The organism is Micromonospora sp. CB01531 (assembly GCF_001905095.1).
Classification (GTDB): domain Bacteria; phylum Actinomycetota; class Actinomycetes; order Mycobacteriales; family Micromonosporaceae; genus Micromonospora.
Map to the genome: position 1 here is coordinate 11,634 of NZ_LWLS01000075.1, position 15,172 is coordinate 26,805.

Consider the following 15,172-nt stretch of genomic DNA (forward strand, 5'->3'; position numbering starts at 1 on the left):
GTCCTCCTAACGGGTGGCGGCGGCGCCGTCGGCGGCCATCGCGGCGATCAGGCTCTTCGGGCGCATGTCGGTCCACTCGCGCTCGACGTAGTCGAGGCAGGCCTGCCGGCTGTCGTCGCCGAAGGCGGTGTGCCAGCCGTCGGGCACCGGCACGAACGACGGCCACAGCGAGTGCTGCCCCTCGTCGTTGACCAGCACCACGTACCGGCCCTCCTCGTTCTCGAACGGGTTGCTGCTCATCGCGTTTCTCCCTCTCGCTCGGTGTCGATCGCGCTCAGCCGCTCGGCCAGCACCCGGCCGATGGCGGCCAGGGGTTCCGGCTGGGTCATGTCGTTGTGCTGGCAGTCGACGTCGTGCGTCTGCACGCCGCCGGACAGGTGTGGCCGCCAGGCGGCCCGCGGGTCCGCCCCGGGTGCCCGGTCGCGGGTGGCGACGAACAGCAGCGCGTCGAGGTCGACGTGCCCCGGGCGGTGCTCCCGGGCCAGCCGGGAGTTGTTGGCGAACACCTCGTACAGCGCGGTGATGTGTCGGGCCTCCAGCCGGCCGAGCACCCCCTCGTTCCGGCTGAGCAGCTCGGCGACCTGCTCCTCGTCGACCTGCGCGGCGGCGGCGTCGGCCGGGTAGCCGGCCAGCTGCAGCATCCCGGCCAGGAACTCGGCCCGGTCGAGGATGCCCGGCTCGGCCCGCTCCGCATCGGTCTTCGGGAACGAGTCCAGCAGCGCCAGCAGCGCCACCTGCTCGCCGTCGGCCCGCAGCCGGGCGGCGATCTCGTGCGCGATCAGCCCACCGAACGACCAGCCCAGCAGGTGGTACGGGCCGACCGGCTGGACCTCCCGGATCCGGGCCAGGTAGTCCTCGGCGATCTGCCCGACGCTGCCCGGCAGTTCGGCGCGCTCGGCCAGGCCCCGCGACTGCAGGCCGTAGATCGGCCGGTCGGTGAGGTGCCCCATCAGGCCGGAGTAGGACCAGCTGAAGCCGCTGGCCGGGTGGACGCAGAACAGCGGCGGCCGGGCGCCGTGCCGGCGCAGCGGCAGCAGCACGTCGAAGGCGCTGCGGCCGTCGTCGGCGGCGGTGTCGAGCCGGTCGGCCAGCTCGGCCACGGTCGGTGCCTCGAACAGCGTACGCAGGGCCAGGTCCACCTCGAAGGTGGCGCGGACCCGGCTGATCAGCCGGGTGGCCAGCAGCGAGTGCCCGCCCAGGTCGAAGAAGGCGTCGTCGATGCCCACCTCGGGTACGCCGAGCACCTCGGCGAACAGCCCGCACAGCACCCGCTCCCGGTGGCTGCGCGGGGCGCGCCGCTGCGCGCCGGCGCCCGTGTCGGCCGCGTCCGGCACCGGCAGGGCACCCCGGTTCAGCTTTCCGTTCGGGGTCAGCGGCAGCTCGGCCAGCACCACCACGGCCGCCGGCACCATGTACTCCGGCATCGCCGCGGCGACCGTGGCGCGCAGCTCGGCCGGCTGCGGACTCCGGCCGGGGGTCGGTACGACGTACCCGACCAGCCGCTGGTCGCCGGGGCGGTCCTCGCGGACGATCACCGCGCAGCGGGCCACGTCGTCGTGGCCGGCCAGCACCGCCTCGATCTCTCCCAGCTCGATCCGGAACCCGCGCAGCTTGACCTGGTCGTCAACCCGGCGCAGGAACATCAGTTCGCCGGTGTCGGTCCACCGCACGATGTCGCCGGTGCGGTACATCCGGGTGCCGGGCGCGCCGAACGGGTCGGCCACGAACTTCCCGGCGGTCTGGCCCAGCCGGGCCAGGTAGCCGCGGGCCAGGCCGCCACCGGCGACGTACAGCTCACCGGGCACGCCGGGCGGCACCGGCCGCAGCCGGGCGTCGAGCACGTACAGCCGGGTGTTGGCCAGCGGGCCGCCGATCGGCAGCGGGCCGGGCGGGATCACCGCACCCGGTGCGATCCGGTACTCGGTGCAGTTGACCGTGGTCTCGGTCGGGCCGTACATGTTGTACACCGCCACGCCCGGGTGCTCCCGGCGCCACTCGTCGACCACCTCCCCGAGCAGCAGCTCCCCACCGAGCAGCAGCTCGGCGGTCGGGGCGTAGTCGTCCGGCAGCGCGGCCAGCAGCGGCAGGTGGCTCGGCGTCGCCTTCAGGAAGGTGCAGGCGTGCCGGCCCAGCCGTTCCCGGGTCGCGGGGTCGTCGTCCAGGCCGGCGACGTGCACCGTGCCGCCGACGGTCAGCGGCACCCACATGCCGGTGACGCTCAGGTCGAACGAGATCGACGAGTGCAGCAGCGCGCTGCCGCGTACGCCCTGGTAGTCGCCGCCGGCGAAGGTGAGGTAGTCGGTGAGCGAGCGGTGCTCGATCACCACCCCCTTCGGCCGGCCGGTCGAGCCGGAGGTGTAGATGACGTACGCCGGGTTGGTCAGCCGCAGCGGGGCGGCCCGGTCGGCGTCGGTGACCGGCTCGGCGGCGAAGCCGTCCGGGTCGCACTCCTCCACCAGCAGCCGCGGCACCCCGCCCGCCGGCAGCTCGGCGGCCGTGGCCGCGTCGGTGAGCAGCAGCGCGGGCGCGGTGTCGGCGAGCATGTAGGCGATCCGGTCCGCCGGGTAGGCCGGGTCGACCGGCACGTACGCGCCGCCGGCCTTGAGCACTGCGAGCAGCCAGCCGACCAGCCGGGCCGAGCGGGGCAGGGCCACCGCGACGAACCGCTCCGGACCGACGCCCCACGCGATCAGCAGCCGGGCCAGCCGGTTGCTGTACGCGTCCAGCGCGGCGTAGCTCAGCTCGGTGTCCGCGTCGACCAGGGCCGGCGCGTCCGGGGTACGGGCGACCTGCGCGGCGAACAGCTCCGGCAGGGTGGCCGCCGGCACCGGGGCGGCGGTGTCGTTCCAGGTCACCAGCACCTGCTCGCGTTCCGGCCCGGTGAGCAGGTCCACCGCGCCGATCGGCTGGTCCGGGTCGGCGGCGAGCGCGGCGAGCATGGTGCGCAGCCGGTCGGCGATCCGCTCGACGGTGCCGTGGTCGAAGAGGTCGGCGCTGTACTCGATCCGGCCGGCCAGGCCGGCCGGAGCGCCGGCGTCGTCCACCTGCTCGGCGAGGCTGACGTTCAGGTCGAACTTGGCCCCGCCGGTGCCCGCCGGCAGCCCGGACACGGTCAGGCCGGGCAGCTCCACGTCCAGCCGGGCGTGGTTGTGCACCGCCAGCACCACCTGGAACAGCGGGTGGCGGGCCACCGACCGGGCCGGGTTCAGCACCTCGACCAGCCGCTCGAACGGCACGTCCGCGTGGGCGTACGCGGCCAGGTCGATGGCCCGGACCCGGTCCAGCAGGTCACCGAAGGTCGGGTCGCCGGAGGTGTCGGTGCGCAGCACCAGCGTGTTGACGAAGAACCCGATCAGCCCGTCGACGGCCTCGTCGGCCCGGCCGGCGATCGGGGTGCCCAGCGGCACGTCCTCCCCCGCGCCCAGCCGGGTGAGCAGGGCGGCCAGGGCGGCCTGGGCCACCATGAACAGGCTCGCCTGCCGCTCCCGGGCCAGGTCGGTCAGCCGGGCGTGCAGGTCGGCCGGCACCTCGAAGGTGACGCTGCCGCCGCGCCGGCTGGACACCGCCGGGCGGGGCCGGTCGACCGGCAGCTCCAGCTGCTCGGGCAGCCCGGCGAGGGTCTGCGCCCAGTAGCCGGTCTGCCGGCTGACCAGGCTGTCCGGGTCGGTCTCCGCGCCCAGCACGGCACGCTGCCAGAGCGCGAAGTCCGCGTACTGGACCGGCAGGGCGGGCAGGTCGGGCGCCCGGCCGGCCCGCCGGGCGGTGTACGCGGCGGCCAGGTCGGCCGAGAGCGGCCCGGCCGACTGCCCGTCGCTGGCGATGTGGTGCATGAGCAGCAGCAGGACGTGCTCGTCGGCGGCGAGCCGGAACAGGTCGGCGCGCAGCGGCGGCGCGCCGGCCAGGTCGAACCGGTGCCCGATCGCGGCGGCCAGCGCGGCGGGCAGGTCCGCCTCGGTGACCTCGTGCTCGGCCAGGGTGGGCACCGCCGCCGCCGGGTCGAGGACCCGCTGGTACGGCTCGCCGTCGACCTCGACGAAGACGGTGCGTAGCGTCTCGTGCCGGGCCGTCACGTCGGCCAGCGCGGCGTGCAGCGCGGCCCGGTCCAGGTCGCCGTGCAGCCGCAGCGCCAGCGGCACGTTGTAGCTGACGTCGGAGTCGTCGAAGCGGTTGAGGAACCACAGCCGCCGCTGGGCGTACGACACCGGCACCAGCTCCGGGCGCGGCCCGGGGCGCAGCGGCGGGCGGCTCTCCCCGCCGGCCAGCAGCCGCGCGGCGAGGCCGGCGACGGTCGGGGTCTCGAAGACCGCCCGGATCGGCAGTTCCACGCCGAAGACCGCGCGGATCCGGTTGACGATCCGGGTGGCCAGCAGTGAGTGGCCGCCGAGGGCGAAGAAGTCGTCGTCCACGCCGACCCGGGCCACCCCGAGCACGTCGGCGAAGACGCCGCAGAGCAGCTCCTCCTGCGGGGTGCGGGCGGCCCGCCCGCCGGCCGAGCCGAAGTCCACCGCGGGCAGCGCCTTGCGGTCGACCTTGCCGTTGGCGCTCAGCGGCAGCGCGTCCAGCCGGACCACCACCGAGGGCACCATGGCGTCCGGCAGCCGGGCGGCCACGTGGTCGCGGACCGCCTCCGGGTCGGTGTCGCCGACGACGTACCCGATGAGCCGGTTGGTGCCGGCCGGGTCGGTGTTCACCGCCACGGCGGCGGCGGTCACCCCGGCCGCGGCCCGCAGCGCCGCCTCGACCTCGCCCAGCTCGATTCGCTGGCCGCGGATCTTGACCTGGTCGTCGTTGCGGCCCAGGAACTCCAGCTGCCCGTCGGGGCGGTAGCGGACCCGGTCGCCGGTGCGGTAGAGGCGGGCGCCGGGTCGGTCGGTGAACGGGTCGGCGACGAACACCGCGGCGGTGCGGCGCGGGTCGCCCAGGTAGCCGAAGCCGACCCCGACGCCGCCGACGCACAGCTCGCCCGGCACGCCGGGCGGCACCGGCTGCAGGTTGGCGTCGAGCACGTACAGCTGGGTGTTGCGGATGGCCCGGCCGATCGGCACCCGGTCCGAGTCGGCGTCGGTCGGGGTGGCGATGATCGCGTGCGTCACGTCGTCGGAGCACTCGGTCGGCCCGTACGCGTTGAGCAGCGGGATCTGCGGGAACCGGGCGAGCCAGCGGTGGCACAGCTGCGGCGGCAGCGCCTCGCCGGTGACCAGCAGCCAGCGCAGCTTCGGCAGCTCGGGCACCGGGGCGTCGGCGTCCCAGGCGTCCAGCGCGGTGCGCAGCAGCGACGGCACCACCTCGAGGATGGTCACCCCGTGCCGCTCCACCCGGCCGAACAGGGCGCCCGGGTCCAGCGCGGTGTCGTCGTCGACCACGTCGACGCTGCCGCCGGTGAGCAGCGAGGAGAGCATCTGCCAGACCGAGACGTCGAAGGTGAGCGCGGCGTTCTGCACCACCACGTCCGCCTCGGTGAGGTCCAGGTCCTCCACCTTGGCCAGCAGGTGGTTGAGCATCCCCCGCCGGTGCACCATGGCGCCCTTGGGCCGGCCGGTGGAGCCGGAGGTGAAGATGACGTACGCCAGGTCGGCCAGGCCGGCGCCCAGCGGCGCGGACCTGACCGGCGGGCCGGCCTGGGCCAGCGGCAGGACGGTGACCGGAACACCGGCGGCGGCGACCACCTCGGCGGCCAGCGCCTCGTGTGCCTGGTCGACCAGCAGCCAGCGGGTGCCACTGTCGACCAGGAGGTCAGCGTTGCGGGCCACCGGCGAGCGCGGGTCCAGCGGCAGGTAGGCGCCGTCGGCGGTGAGCGCGGCCAGCACCCCGGTGATCGCGTCGGCGCCCCGGTCGGTCAGCAGCGCGACCAGGGAGCCCCGCCCGGCGCCGGCGGCGCGCAGCCGAGCGGCAAGCTCGTCGGCGCGGGCGATCAGCCCGGCGTAGGTGAGGGTCTGCCGCGGGTCGGTCACCGCGACCGCGTCGGGCCGCGCGGCGGCCACCGCCCGGATCAAGGTCACCGGGTCCTCGCCGGGCAGCGGCCGGCCGGTGGCGTTCCAGTCGACCAGCATCCGCTGCCGTTCGGCCGGGCCGACCACGTCGACGGCGCCGATCGGCGCGTCCGGGGTGGCGACGGCGGCCTCCAGCATGCGGAGGAACCCGGCGAGGATCCGCTCGGCGGTGTCCTCGTCGAACAGGTCGCGGCTGTAGTCCAGCCGGCCGTCGATGCCGCCGGCGCCCGCCGGCCGCTCGGTGAGGTCGATGGACAGGTCGAACTGGGCGGCGTGCGCCCCGACGTTGTCCACCACGACCCGCAGGCCGGGCAGGTCCAGGTCCACCGTGGCGTTGTTCTGCAGCACCAGCATGACCTGGAACAGCGGGTTGCGGGCCATCGACCGGGGCGGGTTGAGCACCTCGACCAGCCGCTCGAACGGGGTGTCCTGGTGCGAGTACGCGGCCAGGTCGGCCTCGCGGACCCGGTCCAGCAGCTGCCGGAAGGTGGGGTTGCCGGTGGTGTCGGTGCGCAGCACCAGCGTGTTGACGAACATGCCGACCAGCTCGTCGACGGCGTCGTCGGTACGGCCGGCGATCGGGCTGCCGATCGGCACGTCGGTGCCGGCGCCGAGCCGGGTGAGCAGCGCGGCCAGGGCCGCCTGGAACACCATGAACAGGCTGGCCCCGGTGGCGTGCACCAGCGCGTTGAGCCGCTCGTGCAGCGCCGGTTCGACGACGAAACCGAGCATCCCGCCCTGGTGGCTGGCGACCGGCGGGCGCGGCCGGTCGGCCGGCAGGGTCAGCTCGTCCGGCGCGCCGGCCAGCCTGTCCCGCCAGAACCGCACCTGCTCCGCGATGGCGCTGTCCGGGTCGGACTCGTCGCCGAGCACCGCGCGCTGCCAGAGGGCGTAGTCGGCGTACTGCACGGGCAGCGGGGTGAACTCCGGGGCCCGCCCGGCGACCCGGGCCGCGTACGCGGCCGAGAAGTCCCGGCCCAGCGGGGCCATCGACCAGCCGTCACCGGCGATGTGGTGCAGCACGAGCAGCAGGAAGTACTCGCCGCCGCCGAGGTCGAACAGCCGGGCCCGCAGCGGCGGGTCGACGGCCAGGTCGAACCCGCGCCGGGTCTCGGCGAGCATCAGCTCGCGCACCTCGGCCGGGTCGACGGTCTCCACGGTGATCGGCGGGCAGGCCGCGTCGGCGGTCAGGATCACCTGGTACGGGTCGCCGTCCGCGTCCGGGTAGATGGTGCGGAGGCTCTCGTGGCGCTCGAGCACGTCGCGCAGGGCGGCGCGCAGTGCGGCCACGTCCAGGTCGCCGGTCAGCCGCAGCAGGATCGGGATCTTGTACGGGGAGTCGGCGCCGGAGAGCCGGTTGATGAACCAGAGCCGGTTCTGCGCGTACGACAGCGGGATCCGCTCCGGGCGGGGCATCGGCGCCAACGCCCGGCGGGCCTGCTTCGCGCCGCCGAGCCGGGCGGCGAGCCCCGCCACGGTGGGCGACTCGAACAGGTCCCGGATGGCCAGTTCCGCGCCGAGCGCGGTGCGGATCCGGCTGACCAGGCGGGTGGCCAGCAGGGAGTGGCCGCCCAGGGCGAAGAAGCTGTCCTCGATGCCGACCTCGGGCAGGCCGAGCACGTCGGCGAAGAGCCCGCAGAGCACCTCCTCCTGCGGGGTACGCGGCGCCCGGCGGGTGGACCCGGCCGCGTAGTCGGGCGCCGGCAGGGCCCGCCGGTCCACCTTGCCGTTGCCGGTCAGCGGCAGGGTGGCCAGCACCACCACGGCGGCGGGAACCATGTACTCCGGCAGCACCGCGGCGGCGTGGGCGCGCAGCGCGGCCGGGTCCGGCGGCGCCGCGCCGGCGGCCGGTACGACGTAAGCGACCAGCCGCTTGTCGCCGGGCCGGTCCTCGCGGACCACCACGGCCACCTGCCCCAGGTCGGGGTCGCGGGCCAGCACCGCCTCGATCTCGCCGAGTTCGATCCGGAAGCCGCGGATCTTCACCTGCTCGTCGGCGCGGCCGACGAACTCCAGGGTGCCGTCGGGCCGCCAGCGGACCACGTCTCCCGTCCGGTACATCCGGGAGCCGAGGTCACCGGTGCCGGCCGCGCCGAACGGGTTCGCCACGAACCGCTCCGCGGTCAGCCGCGGCCGGTTCAGGTAGCCGCGGGCCAGCCCGGCGCCGGCGATGTACAGCTCACCGGCCACCCCGGGTGGGGTGGGGCGCAGGTAGTCGTCCAGCACGTACAGCCGCATGTTGTCCAGCGGCCGGCCGATCGGCACCGAGTCCGGCACCTCGGCCACGGCGTGCATCAGGTGGTGCGAGGCGAACGTGGTGGTCTCGGTCGGGCCGTAGCCGTCGCCGACCACGAGGCCCGGGCAGGCGGCCAGCACCCGGCGCACCATCGGCGCGGGCACCACGTCACCGCCGGTCCAGACCTCACGGACCTTGGCGAACGCCTCCGGGGTCTCCTCGGCCAGCAGCCGGAACAAGCCGGCCGTCAGCCACAGCGCGGTCACCTGGCCGCCGGTGAGGACGGCCCGCAGGTCGTCCATGCTCAGCTCCCCGGGCGGGGCTACGACCAGTTCACCGCCGTTCAGCAGCGGCACCCACAGTTCGTACGTCGAGGCGTCGAAGGCCAGCGGTGAGTGCAGCAGCACCCGGCGCTGCCGGTCGGTCCGCCAGCACCGGTCGGCGGCGAGGCTGAGCACGTCGTACTGGGTGACCGCGACGCCCTTGGGGGTGCCGGTCGACCCGGAGGTGTACATGACGTAGGCGAGCTGCCGGCGGTGGGCGGGCCGGGCCGGGTCGGCGTCCGGCCGGGCGGCGATCTCGGCGGCGGCATCGCCGTCCACGGTCACCACGGTCAGGTCGTGGTCGAACCGCAGGCCGGCCATGGCCCGGTCGGTGAGCAGCACCGTACTGGCGGTGTCGGCGGCGATGTGGGTCAACCGGTGGGCCGGGTAGCGCGGGTCCAGCGGGACGTACGCGGCGCCGGCCTTGAGGATGGCCAGCACCGACACCACCTGGTCGACCGAGCGTTCCTGGAGCAGGGCGACCCGGTCCTCGGCGGCGACGCCGAGCGCCACCAGGTGCTGGGCCAGCCGGTTGGCCCGGGCGTCGAGCTCCCGGTAGGTCAGCGTGGCGCCGTCCGCGGCGCGGACGGCGACCTGGTCCGGGGTGCGGGCGGCCTGCGCGGCGAAGAGGGCGGCCACCCCGCCGGCCAGCGCCGGCTCGGGCCGGGCGGTGGCGTTCCAGTCGGCCAGCACCAGCCGCCGCTCGGCCGCGTCGAGGACGTCCAGCCGGCCGACCGGGGTGTCCAGGTCGGCGGCGACGGTGGTGAGCAGCCGCAGCAGCCGGTCGGCGAGGCGCTGCGCCGCGTCGGCCGGGAACAGGTCGGTGCGGTGGTCCAGCTGCAGCCGCAGCCGCTCGCCGGGGATCGCGGTGACCGTGAGCGGATAGTGGGTGGCGTCCCGCCCGGACACCCCGGTGAGCCGCAGCCCGGTGCCGGGCAGGGTCAGCAGCTTCGGGTCGAGGGGGTAGTTCTCGAAGACCACCAGGGTGTCGAAGAGCTCCCCGTGCCCGGCCAGCCGCTGCACCTCGGTCAGCGGCAGGTGCTGGTGGGCCATCAGCGCGGACTGCTGGTCCTGCAGGCGCAGCAGCAGCCGGGCGACCGGCTCGGCCGGGTCCAGCCGCAGCCGGACCGGCAGGGTGTTGATGAAAAGCCCGACCATGGTCTCCACTCCGGCGATCTCCGGCGGGCGGCCGGAGACCGTGCCGCCGAACACCACGTCGCCTCGGCCGGTCAGCGCGCCGAGCAGCATCCCCCAGGTGCCCTGCAGGATGGTGTTGAGGGTGACGCCGTGCCGCCGGGCCTGCGCCTGCAGGTCGGCGGTCAGCTCGGCCGGCAGGTCGATGACAAGCCGGTCGGGCAGCTCCGGGGCCCGGGCCGGGTCGGCCGGGGCGAGCAGGGTCGGCTCGGCCAGGCCCGCGAGGGCCTCGGCCCAGGCCCGCTCCGCGGTCGCCCGGTCCTGCGCGCCGAGCCAGGCCAGGTAGTCGCGGTAGGGCGCCACCCGGGGCAGCTGCCGGTCGTCGCCGCCGGCGGCGTACAGGGCCAGCAGCTCCCGCATCAGCGTCGGCACCGACCAGCCGTCGAGCAAAATATGGTGGTTGGTGAGCACCAGCCGGTGTGCGGTGTCGGCCAGCCGCAGCAGAGTGAACCGCAGCAGCGGCGGGCGGGCCAGGTCGAAGCCCTCGGCCCGGTCGGCGGCGAGCAGCTCGCGGACCCGGTCGGCCTGCTCCGCGCCGGCCAGCTCCCGAAGGTCGTGCGCCCGCCAGCCGGCCCGGAGCCCGTCCACCACGACCTGCACCGACTCGCCGGAGGGGCGCTGGCGGAACGCAGCCCGCAGGTTGGCGTGCCGGGCCAGCAGGGCGTCGGCGGCACCGCGCAGGGCTGCCGCATCCAGCTCACCGGCCAGATCGAAGCAGAGCTGCACGGTGTAGACGTCGCGGTCCGGCCCGTCGTACAGGGCGTGGAAGAGCAGCCCCTCCTGCAGGGTGGACAGCGGCAGCAGGTCGCTGGCGGCCGGTTGGGCCGCCTCGATCGCCTCGATCTCCTCCTGGGACAGGGGCAGCAGCAGGTCGGACGGGGTGTGCCCGCCGGCGCCAGGGGTCGCGACGTGGGCGATCAGGGCGTCCAGCGCGGCCAGCCAGTCGTCGGCCAGCTCGCGGACGTCCGCCTCGCCGAGCAGGGTCTGCGGCCAGGAGAAGGTCGCCGACAGCCGGGGACCATCGGCGTGGTCCCGGGTGACCGCGTTGACCTCGATGGCATGCGGCACCGGCAGGGCGCCGTCCGCACCGCCGCCGAGGGCCCGGGCGTCGGCGGCCACCGTCCAATCCGTGTCACCGCCGTCGGCGGTGGCGAACCGGCCGAGGTAGTTGAAGCCGATCTGCGCGGCCGGCCGGTCGGCCAACTGCCGGGCGGTGTCGGCGTTGAGGTAGCGGAGCAGGCCGTACCCGATGCCGTTGTCGGGCACCGCGCGGAGCTGCTCCTTGACCCGCTTGACCGCGCGCCCGGCGGCGGCACCGCCGGCGAACGCCTCGGCCAAGTCGAGCCGGCCGAGGTCGAGCCGGACCGGGTACATGGTGGTGAACCAGCCGACGGTCCGGGACAGGTCCAGGCCAGCGGCAAGTTCCTCCCGGCCGTGGCCCTCCAGGTCGACCAGCAGGCCGGCCTCCTGGCTGCCGCGCCGGCGCCGCCACCGGGTGACCGCGAGGGTGAGCGCGGTGAGCAGCACGTCGTTGACCCGGCCGTGGAACGCCGCCGGGACCCGGGTCAGCAGCGGCGTGGTGCGCTCCGCGGGCAGGGTGACGGTCAGCAGCCGGCCGGCGTCCACGATGTCCCGGGCCGGGTCGAGCGGCCGCCCCGCGAGCGGGGTCTCGGCGACGCCGAGCCGGTCCAGCCAGCCGGCCAGCTCGGCGGTCCGCTCGGGGCGCGCGGCCTCGGCGACCAGGTGCTCCGCGAAGCGGCGCAGCGAGGTCCGCACCGGTTCCAGTTCGGGGGTACGCCCGGCGGCGACGGCCTGCGCGGCGGCGGCCAGGTCGGGCAGCAGGATCCGCCAGGACACCCCGTCGACCACCAGGTGGTGCAGGGCCAGCAGCAGCCGGCCGGGCCGGTCGGCGCCGGCGTCGAACCACAGCGCCTGCAGCACCCGCCCCTCCCCCGGGGCCAGCCGGGCCTGGACCGACTTGGTCTGCTCCTCGACCAGCCCGCGCAGCTCGTCGGCGTCCAGCCCGGCCGCGTCGATCCGGGTCACCAGCTCGGCCGCCGCCACGCTGCCGCGCGGGCCGATCTCCTGCCGCCAGCCGCCCGCCGCGTCGCGGACCAGCCGCAGCCGCAGCGCGTCATGGTGGTCGACCAGCGCCTGCACCGCGGCGACCAGCTGCTCCGGCCGCAGCCCGGCCGGGCTGGTCACCAGCATCGACTGGTGGAAGCCGTCGATCGGGCCGCCCCGCTCGCGCAACCAGTGCACGATCGGGGTCAGCGGCACCTCACCCGTACCGTCGTCGGTGGGCACCGGCACGGCGTCGTCCGCGGCGGCGGCGGCGAGGCCGGCCACCGTCCGGTGCACGAAGACGTCCCGGGGGCTGAACGACAGTCCCGCCTTGCGGGCCCGGCTGACCAGCTGGATCGACACGATGCTGTCGCCGCCGAGGTCGAAGAAGCTCTCGTCGACGCCCACCGCGTCCAGCCCGAGCACCTCGGCGAACAGCTCGGCGAGCAGGGTCTCGCGCGCGTTGGCCGGGGCCCGGCCGCCGCCCGCGCCGGTGAACCCGGGGGCCGGCAGCGCCCGCCGGTCCAGCTTCCCGCTCGGGGTCAGCGGCAGCGCCGGCAGGCCGACGACGGCCGCCGGCACCATGTACTCCGGCAGGCTCGCGCCGACGTGCGCCCGCAGCGCGGCCGGGTCGACCAGCGCGCCGGTAGCCGGGACCACGTACCCGACCAGGCGCTTCACGCCCGGCTGGTCCTCCCGTGCGACGACCGCGACCTGCGCGACGGCCGGGTGGCGGGACAGCACCGCCTCGATCTCGCCCGGCTCGACCCGGAAGCCGCGGATCTTCACCTGGGCGTCGGCCCGGCCGACGAACTCCAGCGTCCCGTCGGCGCGCCAGCGCACCAGGTCGCCGGTGCGGTACATCCGGCCGCCGGGCTCGGCGGCGAACGGGTCCGCCACGAACCGCTCGGCGGTCAGCGTCGGCCGATCCAGGTAGCCGCGGGCCAGCCCGGCCCCGGCGATGTACAGCTCCCCGGGCACGCCGGGGGGCACCGGGCGCAGGAACCGGTCGAGGACGTAGGCGCGGGCACCGGCGACCGGGGCGCCGATCGGCGGGGCGCCGGCGCCGGGGACCAGCGACGCGCTGAGCGTGGCGGCCACGGTGATCTCGGTCGGCCCGTACGCGTTGACCATGCGCCGGCCGGGGGCGAACCGGGCGACCAGGTCCTCGCCGCAGGCGTCGCCGCCGACCACCAGGGTGCGCAGCACCGGCGGCGCCACGGTGGGCAGGCCGGCGAGCGCGGCCGGCGGGATGAGCGCGTGGGTCACCTGCTGGCCGGTCAGCACGGCCGCCAGGTCGTCGCCGACGAGCGGTCCCGGCGGCGGTACGACCAGCGCCGCCCCGGCGCCGAAGGCGGCGCAGAGTTCCAGGACCGACGCGTCGAAGCTGGGCGAGGAGAACTGCAGCACCCGGCTGGTCGGGTCGACGTCGAAGCCGGCCACGATCGCGGCGGTGAAGCTGGACAGGCCGGCGTGGGTGACCACCACCCCCTTCGGCCGGCCGGTGGAACCGGAGGTGTAGATGAGGTACGCGGGATGCCCGGGCCGCAACGGGGCGGTGCGCTCGGCGTCGGTGACCGGGCCGGCGGGCCGGGCCGCCCAGTCCGCCACGGTGGCCGGTTCGTCGAGCAGCAGCCGGGGCACGCCGGTGTCGGGCAGGTCGATCCCGGCCAGCGTGGCCAGCAGCACCGGCCGGGCGTCGGTGAGCATGAACGCGATCCGGTCCGCCGGGTAGTCCGGGTCGACCGGCAGCCAGGCGCCGCCGGCCTTGCTCACCGCGAGAGCGGCGGTGACCAGTTCCGGGCTGCGCGGCAGGGCGAGGGCGACCACCCGCTCCGGGCCGACGCCGCGGTCGACGAGCAGCCGGGCCAGCCGGTCGGCGGCGGCGTCCAGCTCGGCGTACGACATGGTGTCGTCGCCGATCAGGGCCGGCGCCTGCGGTCGGGCCACGACCTGGGCGGCGAACAGTTCGGGGAAGGTGCGCGGCGGGACCGGCGGCGGTCCGGCGGCCCAGTCGCCGAGCACGGCGGCGCGCTCGGCGCCGTCGAGCACGTCGAGCGCGGCGACCGGGGTCTGCGGCGCGTCGACGACCTGGCTGAGCAGGCGGACCAGGCGGTCGGCGATGCGCCGGGCGGCCGCCGCGTCCAGCAGGTCCGGCCGGTGGTCCAGCCGCAGGGTGAGCTGTTCCCCGGGCAGCACGGCCAGGGTCAACGGGTAGTGCGTGGCGTCGTGCCCGGTGACCGCGGTGACCCGCAGGCCGGTGCCGGGCAGATCCAGCGCGGCCGGATCGAGGGGGTAGTTCTCGAACACGGTCAGCGTGTCGAACAGGTCGCCGTCGCCGGTGCCGGCCAGCCGGCGGATGTCGGCCAGGCCGAGGTGCTGGTGCGCCATCAGCGCCGACTGCTCGTCCTGCACCCGGGCCAGCAGGGCGGCCAGCGACTCGGCCGGGTCGAGCCGGATCCGCACCGGGACGGTGTTGATGAACAGGCCGAGCATCGACTCGACACCGGGCAGCTCCGGCGGCCGGCCGGCAACGGTGGCGCCGAAGACCAGGTCGTCGTCGCCGGTGAGAGTGCCGAGCAGCAGCGCCCAGGCGCCCTGGACCGCGGTGTTGAGGGTGACGCCGAGCTTGCGGGCCGCGGCGGTCAGCCCGGCGGTGAGTTCGGCGGGCAGGGCCACGGTGAGCTGTTCGGGGGCGGCCGGCGGGCGCGCCGGGTCGGCCGGCGCGAGCAGGGTCGGCCCGGTCAGCCCGCGCAGGGCGTCCCGCCAGGCCCGCTCGGCGGCGGCCCGGTCCTGCCGGTCGAGCCAGCCGAGGTAGTCGCGGTAGGGGGTGACCGGCGGCAGGGTGCGGTCGTGCCCGCCGGCGACGTAGTGCGCGAACAGCTCCCTGGCCAGCAGCGGCATCGACCAGCCGTCGAGCAGGACGTGGTGGTTGGTGAGCACCAGCTTCGCCCGCTCCGGTCCGGTCCGGATCAGCGCGGCCCGCAGCAGCGGCGGGCGGGCCAGGTCGAACCCGGCGGCCCGGTCGGCGGCGAGCAGCCGGGCCACCTCGTCGTCCCGGTCCGCCGCGGCGTGGCCGGCCAGGTCGTGCTCCTGCCAGGCCGGGGCGATCTCGCGCGGCACCACGGCGACCGACTCCCCGGTCTTGCGCTGCCGGATGCCGACCCGCAGGTTGGCGTGCCGGGCCAGGATCGCGGCAAGGGCGCGGCGCATCCGGTCGCCGTCGACCGGACCGGTCAGGTCCAGGGCGAACTGGACCGTGTAGAGGTCCGACCCCGCTCCGTCGTACAGCGCGTGGAACAGCAGACCCTGCTGCAACGGTGACAGCGGCAGGATGTCCTCGACGCGTGACTGCTTCACCACGG

2 protein-coding genes are annotated in these 15,172 nt (G+C 75.8%); both read right to left on the reverse strand.

The window, feature by feature from the left end; genetic code table 11:
* Positions 1-6: 6 nt before the first annotated feature.
* Positions 7-240, reverse strand: a complete 234-nt coding sequence (locus tag A6A27_RS21630; RefSeq protein WP_073836465.1) for an MbtH family protein — start codon at positions 238-240, stop codon at positions 7-9.
* Positions 237-15,167, reverse strand: coding sequence for a non-ribosomal peptide synthetase (locus A6A27_RS21635; protein WP_143194100.1), 14,931 nt, complete (start codon positions 15,165-15,167; stop codon positions 237-239). The genes A6A27_RS21630 and A6A27_RS21635 overlap by 4 nt, the downstream gene beginning before the upstream one ends.
* Positions 15,168-15,172: the final 5 nt, after the last annotated feature.